Origin of the sequence: Zymobacter palmae (assembly GCF_003610015.1) — a bacterium.
In the GTDB taxonomy this organism is placed as follows: domain Bacteria; phylum Pseudomonadota; class Gammaproteobacteria; order Pseudomonadales; family Halomonadaceae; genus Zymobacter; species Zymobacter palmae.
In genome coordinates this window covers 2,004,382-2,023,174 of record NZ_AP018933.1, presented here as the reverse complement: position 1 = coordinate 2,023,174, position 18,793 = coordinate 2,004,382, and the positions used below count along the sequence as shown (strand labels likewise).

Genomic DNA, 18,793 nt, shown 5'->3' with positions numbered 1-18,793 from the left:
ACGTTAATGGTGACCCGAAGGTCCATGCCGCAATCTGATATCACGGGGACAGGCATCATGCAGATTCACGATTTCACCGAACAGCATCCCATTCTGGACGTCGACCACGTTCGGCAGGAGTTCCCGATTCTGGGACGACGTCTGCATGATAATCGCCCGCTGGTCTACCTCGACAATGCAGCGACTACGCAGACACCGCAGACCGTGCTGGATGCGATGGATGACTACTACCACCGCATGAATGCCAACATCCACCGGGGCATTCACAGTCTTGCCGAAGAGGCCACTCAAGCGTTTGAAAACGCACGTAAGCACGTCCAGCGCTTCCTGAATGCTGCTGACAGTCGTGAGATCGTGTTCACTCGCGGTGCCACCGAATCGCTCAACCTAGTCGCCAACGTGTTCGTACGTTCTGAGATGCGACCGGGTGATGAAGTCATCGTTTCTGAAATGGAGCACCACGCCAATATCGTGCCGTGGCAACTGCTGGCGGATACCCACGGTATCGTGATTCGCGTCATTCCGGTGACCGAACAGGGCGAACTGGACATGGCGGCCTATCGCGCCCTGTTCAGCGAGCGCACCAAACTGGTTGCCGTTACCCATGTGTCCAACGCATTGGGTACGATCAACCCGGTTGCCGAGCTGGCACGCATTGCCCATGAACGTGGTGCTGCCATTGTCGTCGACGGTGCGCAGGCGGCGCCGCATCAGCCGGTCGACGTGCAGGCATTGGATGTCGATTTCTATGCGTTTTCTGCACACAAGGTTTACGGGCCCACCGGCATCGGTGCGCTATATGGCCGACTGGATTGGTTGGAACAGTTGCCGCCGTGGCAGGGCGGTGGCGAAATGATCAAGCGCGTCAGCTTTGATCGAGGCACCACCTTTGCCGATCCTCCTCACAAGTTCGAAGCAGGTACACCGGCCATTGCCGAAGCCATCGGGTTCGATCGCGCCCTGCAGTGGGTCGAACGCTACGGGCTGGACGTTATCAGCGATTGGGAACAGCACCTGCTGCTCAATGCAACCGAACAGCTTCAAACCATCGACGGCCTGAGAATTATCGGTAACGCTGAGCATAAAGCGGGTGTGATCTCGTTCGTCGTCGACGGCGCGCACGCCCAAGACATCGGGCTACTGATCGACCAACTGGGCGTAGCCATCCGTACCGGTCACCATTGCGCCCAGCCTGTGTTGCGACGCTTTGGGCTTGAAGCAACCTGCCGTGCCTCGTTTGCGCTGTACAACACGCCTGCTGAGATCGACACCTTCGTCAGCGCATTGCGTCGCGTCATCGATATGGTGCGTGGGTAGTCAGCGCTAACGTCCATTGCATATGAGGTAGGCTCGACGTTGCGGGCCCCTTTACGGCATCATGCTTGCACTAAATTCCCGCAGGAGATACTGGCTACCGTGACTGCTGAGCTTCAAAAAGGGCAGCGCTTGACGCTTTCCCGTGATACGGACGTGATCTCGATCCCGTTTGGCAAGACCGTAACGTTGGAAAGCGGGGCGGAGGTCGAGGTCATGCAGGCGCGCGGTACGTCGATCAGTCTGGCGCATGCGGGCCGACTGTATTTGCTCGAAGGGGATCAGCGTGATGCGGTAGGGCTGCCTGCCATACCGCGCCCGACACTGCCGGCCGATGCCGACGACGCGGCACTGGAAGCCTTCGTGTGGGAACAGTTGCGCACCTGCTATGACCCCGAGATCCCTGTTGATATCGTGGAACTGGGGTTGGTCTACGGCTGTCGTATCAATACGTTGCTGACCGGCGAGCGAATGGTCAATATTCGTATGACGCTGACCGCACCGGGCTGCGGCATGGGCGATGTCATTGCTGCCGATGCCCGCCATAAGATTCTGGGTGCGCCGCAGCTCAGCAAGGTGCACGTCGAGATCGTGTTCGATCCTCCGTGGTCGCGTGAAATGATGAGTGAAGAGGCTCGGCTGGAACTGGGCATGTTCTGACGACCTTGGCCGCCGTTCTTCTTCGGACAAGGGATGTTCTTCTTCGGACAAGGAGTGTCATATGCCGCCACGTGCTGCACGCGATCTGATGCTTCGTGTTCTCAGCCGACTGTTCTTCTGGTGCAGTGCCGTTGTGCTCGCCGCAAGTGCAGGCGTGGTCAGTCTGTCACTCTGGATGCAGTACATCACGCGCGACCGCATCATCGACTCTCCCCAGCTCTGCCCGCTATCGCAGGTCGCTATCGTCTTTGGCACCTCGCATCGACTGCGGAACGGTGCTCCTAATCCGTACTATCAAGGTCGTCTGGATGTGGCTGCCGCGCTTTTCTATAGTGGGCGTACCGAGCTGCTGCTGCTTTCTGGTGACAACCGCACCATGCAGTACAACGAACCCGTGACGATGTGGAAAGCCTTGCGTGCGCGGGGCATTCCTGCCAGCACAATGACGCGTGACTACGCCGGTTTTAGCACCTTCGATACCTTGATTCGCGCTCATCGCGTGTTCGGCATCGGCCAGGCTGTGCTAGTGTCGCAGCGTTGGCATCTACCACGTGCCCTGTTAATCGCTCGCCATGAAGGTATCGATGCCTATGGCTGTGCGGCACCGGGCGAAATCCGCGACAGTACATTGTTGCTGCGCGAAGAGTGGGCGCGAATTAAGACGCTATGGGACTTGTACCTGTGGCCACGTCAGCCACATTTTCTGGGTAGCCCCGAGCCTCTCAACCAGCCCGATCCCATCACCCCGCTATTGCAGGAAGCCTCTCTATCGTATGACGGCGACGTCGTAACATCCTGACGTGCCGTCCTATTGTCGTTTCCCCTATGCGTCAAGTACTTCTATCACCGCTTAGGCACACGGCAGCGGTCATTTTTGTGCCATCTACGACCCATTTTCAGACGTGTACTTGTGGCTGAGCGAGGCACACTCCTTTCTGATGGTCGCGTACGGCATGGCTTCTTTTCGAACACGCTTCTATCGATTTGGATGGCGTCGTCCCTCTTTTTTAGATAGAGAAGGGCTTGTTAGATGGGGAAGGGCTTGTTAGGTGGAAGAGGGAGCTTGGAGCCACTTTAGCCGTGGCGTATTTATGAACTTGCTCTTTTTGATACCGGTTGTGTTGTTGCTTGATGGAATTGCGCTGAGATAGCTGTTTAAGCGGCCATGCAATTACAAGCTCGCGTTTCTAACATAGAACCGTGCTTTTCCTTTCCAATAGAGCGATTGCCTCGCGGTGATGTATTTATAGACGCATTTTGTTTGAGTTCTGATGCGGAGTGCCTTGCCCTTCTTATGACGCGGTATAGACCTCAGTGCGTGTATGCCGTGATGTTTCTCAAGACGCGAGGCATAAAAAAGCTGCCCACCGTTGGACGGTAGGCAGCTTTTTATTTCTCTGTTAGCAAGAACAGGTCATCTGCACAGGACAGTCAATGCCGCGCTCTAATCAGCGTTTATGCGCATACATCCAGACAGCGGAATTGCCTGGCAGCAGGCCATTCATTATTTCCGGCAGGCTCTGTGCGACGATCTGCAGCTCGGGAAGCGGTACGGTCTGTTCACCCATGTTGATGACGGCGATGATGTCCTTGTTGCGGAACATCAGTACGTCTTCGTTCGGGCCTTCCAGCCATTCCACGTCACCGTTGCCGAGGTCGTACCACTGACGCAGTTTCAGTACGCGGCGGTACAGTGCCAAGGTGGAGAACGGGTCTTTTTCTTCGACGTCGATCGCGTAGCGCGCAAAGCTGTCCGGTTGCGGCAGCCAAGTGTTGGTGCTGTCCGCAGGGCCGAAGCCATAAGCCGGTGCCTTGGCTTTCCACGGCAGCGGTACACGGCAGCCATCGCGGCCAACGTCCTTGCCATTAGTGCGGAAGTAGGTTGGATCTTGGCGGAAACGGTCGTCCATCGTGGTATTTTCCGGCAGCCCCAGCTCTTCACCCTGGTAGATGTACGCGCTGCCCGGCAGGCCCAGTGTCATGAAGATGCTGGCGCGTGCACGGCGCAGACCCAATACTTCATCTGGTTGTTCGGTGTGCAGGCTTAGACCTTGCAGCACGGTACCCGGTTTGGAGATGCCTAGACGTGAAGTGTGGCGTGTAACATCGTGGTTGGACATGACCCATGTCGACGGCGCGCCTACCTTGCTGAATTCGTCCAGCGAGCGCTGGATAATATTGCGATAGGACGAGGCGTTCCACGGCGTCATCAGATACGGGAAGTTGAAGGCCTGACACATTTCATCAGCGCGGATGAAGCGCGCCATACGCGGGGTGGGTACCCACGCTTCCGCGACCATGGTGCGTTCACCGTCGTATTCGTTCAGCACCTTGCGCCATTCACGATAGATCTCGTGGACGTCTTCCTGATCCCACATTGGGCCGTGGTGACCGTCGATATCGACACCTTCGACACCCTGTTTCTCTTCGTTGTCGGGCAGACCTTCTTTCTTGATCAGACCGTGTGCCACGTCGACGCGGAAGCCATCGACACCACGATCCAGCCAGAAGCGCAGCGTACGGATGAATTCTTCACGCACTTCCGGGTTGCGCCAGTTCAGGTCGGCCTGCTTGACGTCGAACATGTGCAGGTACCATTGATCGGTACCTTCGATGCGTGTCCAAGCGCTGCCGCCGAACAGACTTTCCCAGTTGTTGGGGGGCAGTTCGCCGTTTTCGCCTTTGCCCGTGCGGAACATATAGCGATCGCGGGCTGCGCTGCCGACTGGAGAGGCCAGTGCTTCCTTGAACCACACGTGTTCATCGGACGTATGGTTAGGCACCAAATCCACGATCACTTTCAGGCCGGACTGATGCGCACGCGACAGCATCTTGTCGAATTCGTCCAGATCGCCGAAGAGAGGATCGACATCACGGTAGTCCGCTACGTCATAGCCCGCATCGGCCTGAGGGGAGCGGTAGAAAGGCGACAGCCAGAGCGCATCTACGCCCAAGCGTGCCAGATAGTCCATGCGATCGCGGATCCCTTGCAGATCACCGATACCATCGCCGTCAGAGTCGGCAAAGGAGCGCGGGTAGATCTGATAGATGACCGCATGGCGCCACCAGCTGGGGTCTTTGTGTTGGCGAGCGGGCTGTGTCGTTGCGGATGTTTGCATGATGCTCCTCCTGAAGAGCCCTTGGCCTGCCAGATGCTGTCCTATCCGTCAGGGCCAAGTTGAATGTCGAGTGGTTTAAAGTGATGACCACATCACTTATAAAGCCTCGTTACGATTTTAATGACCAGTAGTCTTTAGTAAGGGGTAGACTATTTAGTCACTATTGTTAGCCTTGATATGGCGATAATGTGTCAAATAGTCCATTTTATGATGATGTGATATTAGACAAATGGACTATGCTTTTACGCTCTGAATGGTTTTGGGTATATCGGCTTATAGCTAATTGACTTAATTGGAATTTATGCGTCATTGATAAGAAAAATAATTATCGGTTGTATATATTTATAATGCGTGTGAGCGGTATTTAAAAGTCAATGCCCCCAAGGGGATGTCTTGTTATCATTATTGATCATAAAAAAGCCCATGCGTCATATATAGCATGGGCTTTTGATAAAACCGATGGGTGATTACATCATGACGACATAAAAATTATCTTGTGTATCTTATATGCCGCTTATGCAGGCCCTTTTAGGGCTCGTCATGGCGTCAGAAAGATGTCTGTGATTAATAGCGGCCCAGCCCCATTTCGCTGAGGCGGCGACCCAATGCTGATGCCGGAGAGGCCTGCTGAAGTGCCATGATGACCGGCAAGCGCAGGCGTGGAATCAGCGCCAGATCTCGCAGCGAGTCGCGCAGGTTAATGTCAGGATGGGCGGCCAGCGCCTCCAAAAACACCGGTAGGCGTTCGGCGTGTTCGAGGTGTTGCCAGCCCCGTAGACTGACAATTGCCAGCGCCTCAACGCTTGGTGTCTGTGTTAGCAGTGTATCCAGCCACTGGCGTGCCGTTTCTGTTTGCGTGCCAATAACCGCGCGCAGCCCGAGCGGGCGTAGTGGTTCATCTGAAGTTGTACGTGTCCGTAGCGCTGCTGCAAGCGCTTCATGTTGGAAGGGCGTGTGTTCCAGACATTGGCACAGCGCACTAACGACATGATCTTCCAGCTGTGGCAGCTGCGTCGCCAGTAGAACCTTGTCTTCGGTCGTCAGCTGGACCGTCCAGTCGGCAATGCCCTGAACACTGAGGTCTGACCACTCAGGCGCATCATCGGCTGTTGGGGCTGCGATATAGCGTGCAACGTGCTGGGCCGCTTCGCTCAGTGGCAGGCCATTGTCATGGCACAGCCACGCATGCAGCATGGCGCGGGCCATCATGTCCGGTGCATACGCCAGCGGATTGTCCTTCATCGGATCGTGCTGACCGTCTTCTTCACTGTGTAGGCTGGCCTCAAGTCCTGCTTCCAGCAAGCGACGCAAAAACGCATCGCGTGCAGCGGGCTGCAGCTGGCCTTGTTCATCCAATGGAAGGGCCAGACACCAGATACGGCTCTGATCGACCTGTCCATCAGGATCATCAATGACCAGAGCAAGGCGTGCTTCCCCCTTAAAGGGCGATTCCCACGCGATCTTCTCTTCTTCGAAAGCGCGGAAGTGCGCGCGCGAACATGGCATGACGCGACGCCCAAGGTGATAGATACGAAAGGGCAGTTTGGCATGATCGAACAGATCAGACAGGGTGGATACCGAGGACATGGGCGACTACTCATCTGTCAGCAGAAGAAAGATAAAGCATATCATCCTACTCGCCAGCGGGGGCGGTGATCTATTGAAGAGGCACCGTTCTGGCATTACTGTGAATTTTAAGTGCTGTTCAATAATTGAACAAATGCCTATAGCCCGCATCAGACCGCGTGTTGCCAGTCTTTTCCCGGGCTTTTCCACAGGCTCGCGCAGGTTTTCTGTGAATGAGCGAAAAGCGCGCTGCCGGTGTGGATAACCAGTGCTTTACTGATTGCCATGCGGGCAGCGCACCCGAAAATGCGGTACGATCTGCGGCCTTTGGATACACATGGCTGTACGATTGCGGCCATCATGACAGGAGAAGCGCCAATGGCGATATACCTAGAATTGAGTGATGCACTGGCACGCCTTGAAGCGGCCATGCGTGCTGGTAGCATGTGGCGTCAGGATGAACCCGATGCCGCCGCTATGGCCAGTCGAGAACCCTTCTGTATCGATACCCTGACCATGCCACAGTGGTTGCGCTTCGTACTGGTCGCACGGCTGAAGGTGCTCATCGACCAACGTCTACCGTTGCCCCAAGGGTCACAAATTGCCCCGGCTGCAGAACTTTACCTGAAAGGGTATAGCAACGGGGCACGCATGCCGGTTATTGGTGTATTGCGCGAAATAGATGTGCTGCTGGGCGGTGCTGACGCGGTATAACTCACAGAGCATTGGCTTGACCACCCGTAATTGAAGATGCTTAGGCCAGCCTGATTGGCGGTCGTCAACATATGAGTGGCATAGAGGTGCTACTGGCTAGTGCTGATGCGGTATAACTCACAGAGCATTGGTACGACCCGCTGCAATCGAAGATGCCGAGCCAGCCTGATTGGCATTCATCGACATGTGAGCGATATAGAGGTGCTGCTGGCTAGTGCTGATGCGGTATAACTCACAGAGCATTGGTACGACCCGCTGCAATCGAAGATGCCGAGCCAGCCTGATTGGCATTCATCGACATGTGAGTGACATAGAGGTGCTGCTGGCCAGTGCTGATGCGGTATAACTCACAGAGCATTGGCTCGACCCGCTGCAATCGAAGATGCCGAGCCAGCCTGATTGGCGGTCGTCAACATATGAGTGGCATAGAGGTGCTGCTGAGAGTGTGCTGCGAGTCTACCCCTCTCGTTGAAAGCATAGGATGCGCTACGTCATCTAGCGGGTGGAAAGGTATGAATGGGGACGCGTTCGTCATGGTGCGCTTTATGCTATATGTGACCTGTCAATGCGCTGATAGCTACCGTGCGACCCGAGTTAAGGCCTTTTTTTATGGGTTTTGGTGCATCAGGAACACTTGGTGTTGAGGGCGATCGTATGATGACTTCTGACCACCTCCATTGGTAATGAGCATGCGCAAGCGTTTGCCATATACATAAAAAGCCAGCCCTTTCTGGGGCTGGCTTTTTTGACGCTGGCATAGGCTTCGCGGATGCGCAGTAGCACGGGATTAGAAGCGATAGGTGATGCCGGCCATGCTGACGATAGGATCGATGTGCAGGGTTGTTTCGCTGCCGATCGTAGCGCCATTTTTGTCTTCGAGGTGGGACTTGGCATCAATGTCCATGTACCACACACCAAGGTTGGCGCCCCAGTGTTCGCTGATGTTGAAGTCGATGCCAGCCTGCAGAGCATAGCCCCACGTGTGTTCCATCACGAGTTTTGGATATTCGGTGTCGCCAACGTGGGTGTTGGTGAAGCGGGTGTAGTTGACGCCCGCACCGATGTACGGCTGAACTTGGGAGTCAGTGCCGCCCAGCGGGTAGTACTGTGCCGTTAGTGTCGGCGGCAGCAGGTCGACGACAGCGCCTTTTTCGCCATTCAGCATTACGTCATGTTTGAAGCTTTCCGGAGCGCCCAGCAGTTCGACGCCGAACGTATCGGTAAAGCGATAGCCTACGGTGAAAGCGGCCCCCGTCTGCTTGTTGTCGATCTTGATATCGTTACCGTTCAGATGGTTGTCGCTGCCGGTCGGCTGAACGCGAACGGCACCTGCGCGTACCCAGAAGTCTTCGGCACCATAGGCGAAAACGGCAGAGGAAAAGCTGCACAGCGCAGCCGTTGCGGCCAAGGCAAGGGCGGAACGTTTCATCATGAAGGGGATTCCCTGATTGAGTAGGCACAGTGGAGCCGTCCACTGTGTGACAAGGCTATCGGCGCGCTTGTCATGTCGGCGACCACTTTAACCGCATCGTGTTCCCGTTTGTCATGCGGCGCAATGTCGCATGCGACGTTTTTGTAGTCGCTTTTCATTGCGTTACGTTGCGTCACATTCTACGCAGGGCCGATGCCAAGGGGAGTGAGAGCGGTAAAGCGAAACAGGGAAAGGCGTGATGGACGCACAATAGGAAAAAGTGATGATGGAATGTAAAGGTGTTTAAAGAAAAGTCACCGCAGCGGGAATGGCAACATAGTGCCATCGAATGACATAGTCATTAGCGGCGGTATCGAGTGCGATAGCCTATGCAGAGAAGCCAGAAGCGGTCGATAGAAAGAATGATGGAACCCTTGTCGCGGCGCAGCGTCTCAATATACAAAAGCGCCACCCGAAGGCAGCGCTTTTGACACTTCAGACCGTATCGCTGTTGCAGCAGCGATAATGATTAGAAGCGGAAGGTCAGACCAGCACCAACGGTAAGCGGGTCGATCTTGTATTCGTACTGATCAGCACCAGTGCCTTGGTCATCAACACGCAGGCGAGAGTACTGAACGTAGCCGTTGACCGCCAGCCATTTGGTCAGGAAGAAATCGACACCAGCCTGTGCAGTCGGAGCCCATTTGTCTTTCGGCAGGTTGTCAGCAGCACGGTTGGAGAACGTGTAGTAGCTAGCACCTACACCAACGTACGGCTGAACCTGGGAACCAGTACCGCCGAGCGGGAACCAGTTAGCTACCAGGGTGTACGGATGATATTTGGAGCCCAAGGCACCGTCATCACCTTTTACACCGTTGCCCAGACGCAGGGATTCAGTGGAGCTGTTGAATTCAACGCCGAATTTGTCAGCGATAACCCAACCCAGCGCTGCAGAAGAGCTGCGGTCTGTACCCAGATCAAGGCGTTCGCCTTGGCCGTCTTTCGCAGCAGCTTTGCCAGTGGTATCCGTGCGAGTGAAGTCGCCACGGAAGTACAGGTCGCCAGCAGTGTAGGCCATTGCCTGCTGAGTACCGATGAGTGCTGAGCCAGCGAGGATAGCGGCTGCCAGTACATTAACGGATTTCATGGTTTTCTCCTTGCCCCAGGGCATTGATGCCCATCCCTTTCATATAGAGATACGTGCATAGCGTATCCAACAGCACACGCTAGCTAGGAAGATAGCGTTTTGTGTCTGTATGCGCCAGCTGATTAAGGCTTTCGGCGGACGCACACGACATGGCAAATATAAACGCCATATCCAACACATACGGCCACTATAGAAAACAGCGTTCGATTTGTCATGCCGAATTGTGGAAAAAGTTCAGTCTTCTTCATGAAAAATATCTATCGACGCAACAGATCGACCTGACGCTGTTCTGCTAGGCCTGCGCGATTGTGTCACATTAGTGCGACAATTTGTCATGTTTTTCCTACCGCAAGGGTGGGGAAAAATGATTCCCGCCTATTTTGCGTGGGTTTGTTCAAGCAAACTTCGCAAAATGCCGATATCCCTTACCGATTTTTATCCCAATCACGTCTCCATCCACTATCAAGGCCTCGACATGATATCCGAAACACTGGTGGCGCTGTCGCGATGGCAATTCGCGGCAACGGCACTCTATCACTTTTTGTTCGTTCCGCTGACGCTGGGACTGGCCGTACTGTTGGCCATCATGGAGACCACCTATGTGGTCACGGGCAAGCAGATCTACCGTGATATGACTCGTTTCTGGGGCAAGTTGTTCGGTATTAACTTTGCGCTTGGGGTAACAACGGGTCTGACCATGGAATTTCAGTTCGGCACCAACTGGTCGTACTACTCTCACTATGTAGGCGATATCTTCGGTGCTCCGCTGGCCATTGAAGGGCTGGTGGCGTTCTTCTTGGAATCCACGTTTGTTGGGCTGTTCTTCTTCGGCTGGGATCGTCTCAGCAAGTACCAGCACCTGACGGTGACGTGGCTGGTGGCACTGGGGTCGAACTTCTCTGCGCTGTGGATTCTGGTCGCTAATGGCTGGATGCAGAACCCGGTTGGGGCTCATTTCAACCCTGATACCATGCGCATGGAGATGACCAACTTCCTCGATGTGCTTCTGAACCCGGTCGCGCAGGTTAAATTCGTGCACACGGCCATGGCGGGCTATGTGACAGGGGCCATCTTCGTGCTGGGAATCAGCGCTTGGTACCTGCTTAAGAATCGCGATGTGGCGTTTGCCAAGCGTTCTTTCTCGATGGCGGCAGTGTTCGGTACCTGTGCCGTACTGGGTGTCATGATGTTTGGCGATGAGTCGGGCTATGAACTCAAAGACGCCCAGCCGTACAAGCTGGCGGCCATCGAAGGGGAGTGGCATACCGAGAAGGCTCCGGCAGCTTTCACGGTGTTCGGTATTCCGAACCAAGAAAAGCAAGAGACCGAGTACGCGCTGAAAATTCCATACGTGATGGGGCTGATCGCCACGCGCTCTCTGGATACGGAAGTAAAGGGGCTGCGTGACATCGTCAGCGATAACGAAGCGCGCATTGTGTCCGGTGCTAAAGGACTGGATGCCCTGATCAAGATGCGTAGCGGCGATACTTCTGCCGAAACGCGGGCGATCTTCGATCAGCATGCGGCTGATATCGGCTACGGCATGCTGCTGCAGCGCTATACGCAGGATGTCGTGAATGCAACGCCAGAGCAGATTTCGCTGGCGGCTAAGGACAGCATCCCGAACTCACTGCCACTGTTCTTCAGCTTCCGCATTATGGTGTTGTGTGGCGTGCTGATGTTCTTGGTCATGCTGGGTGCCCTGTGGATCACCTTTAAGCAGCGTTTCCAGCAGTATCCACGCTTCCTTATGCTGTGCCTGCTGGCTATTCCACTGCCGTGGATTGCCGTTGAAACAGGCTGGTTCGTTGCCGAGTATGGGCGTCAGCCGTGGGCCATTGGCGGTATCCTGCCGACGTTCCAGGCCGCGTCCAGTCTGACGGTATGGGATTTGGTCATTTCACTGGCTTGCTTCTTCCTTTTCTATACGGCGCTGCTGATCGTCGAAGTGTGGTTGATGGTGAAGTTTGCTCGCAAAGGACCGTCTTCACTGCACACTGGCCGCTATCATTTCGAAAAGGCGGCGTGATAAACGGATAGGGAGGCCTGAGACCGCCGCCTTCGATGGCGGCGGGTCAGGCACAACAGGATATTCAAGCTTCGGAAAGCCGAAGCTCTCCATCAAGGGAACCTTTCATGCTCGACTATGAATTCCTGAAGCTGGTCTGGTGGGTGCTGGTCGGCGTACTGCTGATCGGGTGGGCCATCGCAGACGGCATGGATATGGGTACGGCCATGGTCATGCCGATCGTGGGTAAGACCGACCAGGAACGTCGCGTGGTCATCAATACCATTGCCCCCCACTGGGATGGCAACCAGGTCTGGCTGATTACGGCGGGCGGGGCGCTGTTCGCTGCATGGCCGCTGGTGTACTCCATCGCGTTCTCCGGCTTCTACTTCGCGATTCTATTGGTGCTGTTTGGTTTGTTCTTCCGCCCAGTAGGTTTTGACTATCGCTCTAAGATTGAGTCTACGCGCTGGCGCAACAACTGGGACCGACTGATCTGGGTCGGCAGTTTCGTACCTTCGCTGGTGTTCGGGGTGGCCTTCGGTAACCTGCTGCAGGGCGTGCCGTTCGAAGTCGATACGCTGATGCGTGCTCACTACTATGGCAACCTGTTTGGACTGCTGAATCCGTTCGCGCTGCTGTGCGGCGTGATTTCCGTTATCATGCTGTCGATTCACGGGGCAGTATGGCTGATGGCGCGCGCTGATCACACAGTCGCCGATCGTGCACGCTGTCTGGTGCTGTGGTTGACGCCGCTGCTGATCGTGCTGTTCTTGATCGCGGGCGTATGGATGGCATCGACCGGAATGGGCTACCAGTTGGCCGAGATCGGTGACAAGAGCGGCATCCTGCAACTGACACACAAGACGGTCGTGACCAAGGGCTGGCTGGAAGGCGCGCCGGGTTGGGTATGGATTGCACCGGCGGTAGCGCTGATTGCGATGAGCCTGACCATGGGGCTGGCGCGTCGTCAGCGTGCAGGTCTGGCATTCGTGACCAGTGGGTTGATGCTGGCAGGTGTGATTGCGACAGCGGGAGTGGTGATGTTCCCGTTTGTCATGCCGTCTAGCCTGATGCCGTCAGCAAGTCTGACGCTGTGGGATGCCACTTCCAGTGCGCTGACGCTGTCGATCATGTTCTGGGTGGCACTGGTGATGACCCCGATCATTCTGGCTTACACCACGTGGTGCTACGTCAAGATGTGGCGTCGTATCACCGTTGAGCATATCAACGAAGAGAGCCACTCCCTTTATTAATGCGTCGTTTCCGATGGTTAGCGGGCAGTCTTCTGTGGCTAACCACCGGGCCTTTATAGAACAGGTATCCTTATGTGCTATTTGATCTGGATCTGCTGTATCGGTGTCTTCACGCTGGCTACGGTGAGCGTCGCCAAGCTGAACGAGTGTCGTGCCGTTGCGGCCGGTGAAGACGTTCACTGATAGAACCGCACGTTTCCGCTGTTATGAATGCTCCAGTCCAGGTGTCCTGGCTGGAGCATTCCTGTATCACGGCTACACTGACAGATAAGCGCGGGCGAGCGTTGGTTATTGCGATCGCCTCGGTATTTGCAGTGGTCCTCACACAAGGAGATGTGGAATGGGATTCTTTGATTTCGTGAAATCAGTGGGCAAGAAACTGACGGGCGCAACGGAAGCGCAGGCAGGCGAAGTGCAAGGGCCTTCTGCAGAAGCGCTCAAGCAGGAGCTGGATAAATATCAGCTGGGCTCGCAGAACGTACAGATTGCCATTGAGGGTGATCAGGTCACTCTGAGCGGCAGCGTAGCGGATCAGGCAACGCTTGAGAAGGTCGTGATGGCGGTCGGTAACGCCCACGGCGTGGCACGCGTCAACACCGATGATCTGAAGGTTGAAGCCGCTCAACAAGGCGCTGCGGAACCGCGCTTCTACACGGTCAAGGAAGGCGACACGCTGTGGAAGATCGCTGAGGGTGTCTATGGCAAAGGGCAGGGCAACCGCTATACGGATATTTTCGAAGCCAACCGTCCAATGCTGAGCCATCCTGACAAGATCTATCCGGGACAGACACTGCGCATTCCCGAGTAAGTTGCGCAGCAAGGTGCGAGCGAGCCCCTGCCGTTGTGTGATAGCTGGTCGTTGGGGCGTTAGTCACCGTTGAATGAAAAAGCCACGCGAGTACTCGCGTGGCTTTTTTGTCTTCAGGGCAACGTGATGAACGTGTGGCCTTGTTGTCTGAGTGCGTTCCTCGCCGTGCAGTATCAGTGCGAGGTGAGTCGTGGCTTAGTGGTGGTCGATTTTGCCAGCAAACAGTACGCGCATCAGCATATCGCCTACCTTGACGATTGGGCATGTCATCAGCAGCCACGGCAGTATGATCAGTGCGATCGACAGCGATCCCATATAGACGTCTTCGAACCAGTGTGCGCCGACCATGATGCGGGGGAACGACAGCAGAATGACGAGGATAACGCTGGCGAGGCCGAAACCACGGGTGCCGAAGCGCAGCATGAAGGCGGCAAAGATCATCATGACCAGACCATGATCGCCCGGGAAGCTGCTGCTTGACTCTGATTTGGTATCAAAGTGAACGATCTGTTCCACCGACAGCGGGTTCAGGCCCTGCTTGGCGTATTCGATGGTCGGGCTGGCGTGGTGGTAAGGTTGCAGGTGTGTCAGCAGGGCAATAATCAGCATCGATATCATCATGATGAAGGTGATGACGGCCCAGCGGCGGTAGCGCTGAGGATGGGATTCATTCAATACCTGAATCCACAGTACCAGCCCGAGGGCACAGAACGTTGCCATGTCGAAATAGCGACAGTTAAGCACGCCCAGCAGGTTGACCCACGGCGAGGGCTCTGTCGTCAGTGTGTGATTGAAGCCCCAGAAGATTTGGCTATCCAGCCACGGCCAGATCGGTACGGCTGTCTGCCACCAGGAAAACAGGATCAGCAGGCCGATCACGTTGAGCAATAGGATCTTGCGTATCGTGGTCATCAGAAAGGTCGACTCGTATCAAGTAAGCGAAAGAAATGCGGCAACGTCAGCATACGGGGTTCAAACGGATGCCTAGCGCGAAAAGAGACGCTGCCACAGGGCATTGATGTGCGGGGAAAACCAGCGCTGCAGCAGTGCTGGCAGCGGAGAAAACAGCACCCACGGTGTCATCAGTAGCGTCATAGTCAGTGATCCCATATAGACATCGCTGAACCAGTGGGCGCCTGCCATTAGGCGCGGTGCCGTGATGATAAGGGCCAGAATGACGGCGGCGATACCGCCTGCACGTGGGGCAAAGCGCAGCATAAAAGCAGCAAAGATCATTGCCATCACACCGTGATCGCCCGGGAAGCTGTCAGGCGCAATGTCCTTGACTGGCAGGTGTGTCAGCGTGTGAAGCATGTGCGCTTCCGGGTGGAAGACAGTCGGGCTGGCACGCTCGTAGGTCATGACGTCATGGATCAGCAGCGTGGCAACCCCCGCAATGGCCAGCATCAGGATTCCTGCGGACAGCCATTTGGCAATTCGCTGGCCTTTTGCGCGTCGGTCGCACAGTGCGCAGATAAGAAACAGCACCATCATGGTGCCCAGAATGAACGAGTCGAACAGGCGGACGCTGGCAAGGCTGAGCAGATGGACGAACAGCGGATGGTCTGGTGTCACCCACGCATTGAGGTGCCAGAAGATAGCGTTGTCCAGTGTGTCCCAGAGGGGCGATGTGATAGGTGCCAGCCAGCTACCCAGCAGCAAAAGGCCAAGCAGGTTGAACGGCACAATATAGCGAAACTCCATACCAGAGTCCTGAATGAAAGTAGTGATTGAAGGCCGGAAGTGTAATCCAGACGGTAGTCAAGAAACAGTGTTTTATAAATGGCCCGTTAATGAATGGAAAAACGCCACACCCAGAGGTGTGGCGTTCGATACAGCAAGGAAGCGTGAGATTTAGAGGCTTGCCAGACGTTCCTGCTGTTCATCCAGCAGTACGATAGCCGCCTTAGCTTCCTCAAGACGTGCACGTTCCTTGTCGACGACGGCAGCCGGGGCCTTGGCCACGAAGCTTTCGTTAGAAAGCTTGCGTTCGATGCCGTCGATAACTTTCTGGTGCTGTTCGCGCTGTTTCGCAAGGCGCGCCAGTTCGGCATCCTTGTCGATCAGGCCCGCCAGCGGAACATGCACTTCCAAGCCGCCGACGTATTGCATGGCCGTGGCAGGCATGGTGTCGGCATCACGGAACGTGATGTCTTCCAGCTTGGCGAGTTTCAGCAGTACGCGCTCGTTTTCCGCTGTGCGACGACGGTCTTCGTCATCACCACGCGCCATGAAGATCGGCAGCGCCTTGCCTGGAGCGATGTTCATTTCGCCGCGGATGTTACGGATAGCCACGATGACCTGTTTCAGCCACTCGATATCAGCGATGGCCTGCTCATCGACCAGCTCCGCATTTGCGACCGGCCACGGCTGGTTCATGATCGTGGTGTGCTCATCAATCACCTTGCCTGTCAGCGGTGCAACGCGCTGCCAGATTTCTTCGGTGATGAACGGAATCATCGGATGCGCCATGCGCAGGATGGTTTCCAGCACGCGAACCAGCGTACGACGCGTACCGCGCAGACGTGCTGCCGGAGCGGTTTCGTCCCACAGGACCGGTTTGGACAGCTCAAGATACCAGTCGCAGTATTCGTTCCAGACGAACTCGTACAGGGCATGAGAAGCCAAGTCGAAGCGGTAGGTGTCGAGTGCGCGCGTTACTTCCTGTTCGGTCTGCTGCAGGCGAGCAATGATGAAGCGGTCCGCCAGGGTCAGCTCGACATCTTCACCGTGCTGACCACAGTCCTGACCTTCGGTATTGGAAAGGACGTAGCGAGCAGCGTTCCACAGCTTGTTGCAGAAGTTGCGGTAGCCGTCCAGACGACCCATGTCGAACTTGATGTCGCGGCCAGTCGTCGCCTGAGACAGGAAGGTGTAGCGCAGCGCGTCTGTCCCGTGGGACTCAATGCCTTCTGGGAATTCTTTGCGCGTGGCTTTGGCGATCGCCTTGGCTTTCTGCGGCTGCATCATGTTGCCGGTGCGCTTGTCGACCAGCGTTTCGAGGTCGATGCCGTCGATCAGGTCGATCGGGTCGAGCACGTTCCCTTTCGACTTGGACATCTTCTGGCCTTGACCATCGCGCACCAGACCGTGCACATAGACGGTCTTGAACGGCACCTGACCTGTGAACTTCAGGGTCATCATGATCATGCGTGCGACCCAGAAGAAGATGATGTCGAAGCCGGTGACCAGTGTGCTAGACGGATGGAACGTGGCCAGTTCAGGCGTCTGTTCCGGCCAGCCCAGTGTGCCGAACGTCCACAGTGCGGAGCTGAACCAGGTGTCGAGTACGTCATTGTCCTGATGCAGTGCAACGTCGGCGCTCAGGCCGTACTTGCTGCGGACTTCTTCTTCATCGCGGGCCACATAGATGTTGCCGTCGGCATCGAACCACGCCGGAATACGGTGACCCCACCACAGCTGGCGAGAAATGCACCAGTCCTGCAGATCGCGCATCCAAGCGAAGTACATGTTTTCGTAGTTCTTCGGCACGAACTGGATGTCGCCATTTTCAACCGCTTCGATGGCCGGTTTGGCCAGCGTTTCAACGGCCACGAACCATTGGTCAGTCAGCATCGGTTCAATGATGACGCCTGAACGGTCGCCGCGCGGTACTTTCAGTGCATGCGGTTCGATCTTCTCGAGCAGCCCCATTGCGTCAAAGTCGGCTACGAGCTTGCTACGCGCCTCTTCGCGGGTCAGGCCGACGTAGTCGCTCGGCATCTTGCCATCGAAACGATCGGACGGGCGGTTGTCGTAGCCGAAGACTTCCGCTTCTTCACGAATAGTGGCCTGCGGCGTCATGATGTTGATCAGGACGCTATCGTTGCGCTTGCCGGCTTCGTAGTCGTTAAAGTCGTGTGCGGGTGTCATCTTCATGCAGCCCGTACCGAACTCGCGCTCAACGTAATCGTCGGCGACGATTGGAATGCGGCGATTCAGGATTGGCAGGATGACGTCCTTGCCGACGAGGTGCTGGTAGCGTTCGTCTTCGGGGTTGACCGCAATAAAGGTGTCCCCCAGTACGGTTTCGGGACGCGTAGTCGCGATGACGACGTAATCCTTGCCGTCAGCGGTCTTCTCGCCATCGGCCAGCGGATAGCGCAGGTACCACATGGACCCTTGCTCGTCGACGTTTTCCACTTCCAAATCGGAAATGGCGGTCAGCAGTGCCGGGTCCCAGTTGACCAGACGCTTGCCGCGATAGATCAGGTCTTCTTCATACAGGCGTACGAACACTTCCTTGACCGCACGGCTGAAGTTGTCGTCCATCGTGAAGCATTCGCGCGACCAGTCGAGGCTGGCGCCCAAGCGGCGCAGCTGACGGGTGATGTTGCCACCAGACTCGTTCTTCCATTCCCAGATCTTATCAGTGAACGCTTCGCGGCCGAGGTCGTGGCGTGTCTGGCCGGTTTCGTTGGCCAGCTTGCGCTCGACCAGCATTTGGGTGGCGATACCCGCGTGGTCGGTACCGATCTGCCACAGAGTGTTATGGCCCTGCATGCGCTTCCAGCGGATCAGGGTATCCATCAGGGTATCCTGGAAGGCGTGCCCCATGTGCAGGCTGCCCGTCACGTTGGGCGGCGGGATCATGATGGAGTAGGGGGTGCCGGAACCGCTGGGGGCGAAGCAGTTGTCTGCTTCCCACTTCTGATACCAACGGGTTTCGATACGGTCGGGGTGATACGTCTTGTCCATCTGTTCCATGTAGGGCAGCTCGTCCGGTCAGCAAAAAACGAAAGATGGGGAATTATAACGCTGTAAGGGCTGCGCGCACAGCTATGGCGCGT

14 protein-coding genes are annotated in these 18,793 nt (G+C 55.9%); 7 read left to right on the top strand and 7 right to left on the bottom strand.

Annotation, left to right across the window (positions count from 1 at the left end; translation table 11 throughout):
* Positions 1 to 57 precede the first annotated feature (57 nt).
* The 3 genes from ZBT109_RS09105 (at position 58) to ZBT109_RS09095 (ending at position 2,773) form a co-directional block, all read left to right on the top strand.
* On the top strand, positions 58 to 1,317 hold the full coding sequence (locus ZBT109_RS09105) for an aminotransferase class V-fold PLP-dependent enzyme (protein WP_051523755.1): 1,260 nt from the start codon (positions 58 to 60) through the stop codon (positions 1,315 to 1,317).
* A gap of 99 nt (positions 1,318 to 1,416) precedes the next feature.
* Entirely contained in the window at positions 1,417 to 1,974 is a 558-nt protein-coding gene (sufT, locus tag ZBT109_RS09100; RefSeq protein WP_232012834.1) for a putative Fe-S cluster assembly protein SufT, read from the top strand.
* A gap of 61 nt (positions 1,975 to 2,035) precedes the next feature.
* The gene (locus tag ZBT109_RS09095; RefSeq protein ID WP_084261772.1) at positions 2,036 to 2,773 is read left to right on the top strand and encodes a SanA/YdcF family protein; all 738 of its coding nucleotides are present in this window, start codon (positions 2,036 to 2,038) and stop codon (positions 2,771 to 2,773) included.
* Between the two features lie 649 nt (positions 2,774 to 3,422).
* Here ZBT109_RS09095 and ZBT109_RS09090 read toward each other — a convergent pair.
* Together ZBT109_RS09090 and ZBT109_RS09085 are read right to left on the bottom strand one after the other, a co-directional pair.
* A complete protein-coding gene (locus tag ZBT109_RS09090; RefSeq protein ID WP_051523748.1) occupies positions 3,423 to 5,093 on the bottom strand; it encodes a glycoside hydrolase family 13 protein in 1,671 nt (556 codons plus the stop codon).
* 564 nt (positions 5,094 to 5,657) lie between these two features.
* Positions 5,658 to 6,680, bottom strand: coding sequence for a DUF3549 family protein (locus ZBT109_RS09085; protein ID WP_027704944.1), 1,023 nt, complete (start codon positions 6,678 to 6,680; stop codon positions 5,658 to 5,660).
* Positions 6,681 to 7,037: 357 nt separating this feature from the next.
* Between ZBT109_RS09085 and ZBT109_RS09080 the strand changes: the two genes are divergently transcribed.
* On the top strand, positions 7,038 to 7,373 hold the full coding sequence (locus ZBT109_RS09080; protein WP_038277998.1) for a YqcC family protein: 336 nt from the start codon (positions 7,038 to 7,040) through the stop codon (positions 7,371 to 7,373).
* 787 nt (positions 7,374 to 8,160) lie between these two features.
* On the opposite strand, the gene ZBT109_RS09075 is transcribed toward ZBT109_RS09080, so the two are convergent.
* Together ZBT109_RS09075 and ZBT109_RS09070 are read right to left on the bottom strand one after the other, a co-directional pair.
* On the bottom strand, positions 8,161 to 8,805 hold the full coding sequence (locus ZBT109_RS09075; RefSeq protein WP_051523749.1) for an OmpW/AlkL family protein: 645 nt from the start codon (positions 8,803 to 8,805) through the stop codon (positions 8,161 to 8,163).
* Between the two features lie 508 nt (positions 8,806 to 9,313).
* Positions 9,314 to 9,931, bottom strand: coding sequence for an OmpW/AlkL family protein (locus tag ZBT109_RS09070; protein ID WP_027704947.1), 618 nt, complete (start codon positions 9,929 to 9,931; stop codon positions 9,314 to 9,316).
* A gap of 475 nt (positions 9,932 to 10,406) precedes the next feature.
* Between ZBT109_RS09070 and ZBT109_RS09065 the strand changes: the two genes are divergently transcribed.
* The 3 genes from ZBT109_RS09065 to lysM all read left to right on the top strand — a co-directional run bounded on the left by ZBT109_RS09065 (position 10,407) and on the right by lysM (position 14,003).
* Complete coding sequence (locus ZBT109_RS09065) at positions 10,407 to 11,960, top strand: cytochrome ubiquinol oxidase subunit I (protein WP_038278016.1); 1,554 nt, start codon at positions 10,407 to 10,409, stop codon at positions 11,958 to 11,960.
* Between the two features lie 107 nt (positions 11,961 to 12,067).
* Positions 12,068 to 13,195, top strand: a complete 1,128-nt coding sequence (cydB, locus tag ZBT109_RS09060; RefSeq protein WP_027704948.1) for a cytochrome d ubiquinol oxidase subunit II — start codon at positions 12,068 to 12,070, stop codon at positions 13,193 to 13,195.
* A gap of 340 nt (positions 13,196 to 13,535) precedes the next feature.
* Entirely contained in the window at positions 13,536 to 14,003 is a 468-nt protein-coding gene (lysM, locus tag ZBT109_RS09055) for a peptidoglycan-binding protein LysM (protein WP_027704949.1), read from the top strand.
* A gap of 195 nt (positions 14,004 to 14,198) precedes the next feature.
* Here the strand turns inward: lysM and ZBT109_RS09050 are convergent, their stop codons facing one another.
* The 3 genes from ZBT109_RS09050 to ZBT109_RS09040 all read right to left on the bottom strand — a co-directional run bounded on the left by ZBT109_RS09050 (position 14,199) and on the right by ZBT109_RS09040 (position 18,701).
* A complete protein-coding gene (locus ZBT109_RS09050) occupies positions 14,199 to 14,915 on the bottom strand; it encodes a phosphatase PAP2 family protein (RefSeq protein ID WP_027704950.1) in 717 nt (238 codons plus the stop codon).
* Between the two features lie 72 nt (positions 14,916 to 14,987).
* Positions 14,988 to 15,707: a phosphatase PAP2 family protein gene (locus tag ZBT109_RS09045; RefSeq protein WP_051523750.1), complete on the bottom strand. Its 720-nt coding sequence runs from the start codon at positions 15,705 to 15,707 to the stop codon at positions 14,988 to 14,990.
* Positions 15,708 to 15,857: 150 nt separating this feature from the next.
* Entirely contained in the window at positions 15,858 to 18,701 is a 2,844-nt protein-coding gene (locus tag ZBT109_RS09040) for a valine--tRNA ligase (protein WP_027704951.1), read from the bottom strand.
* Positions 18,702 to 18,793 lie beyond the last annotated feature (92 nt).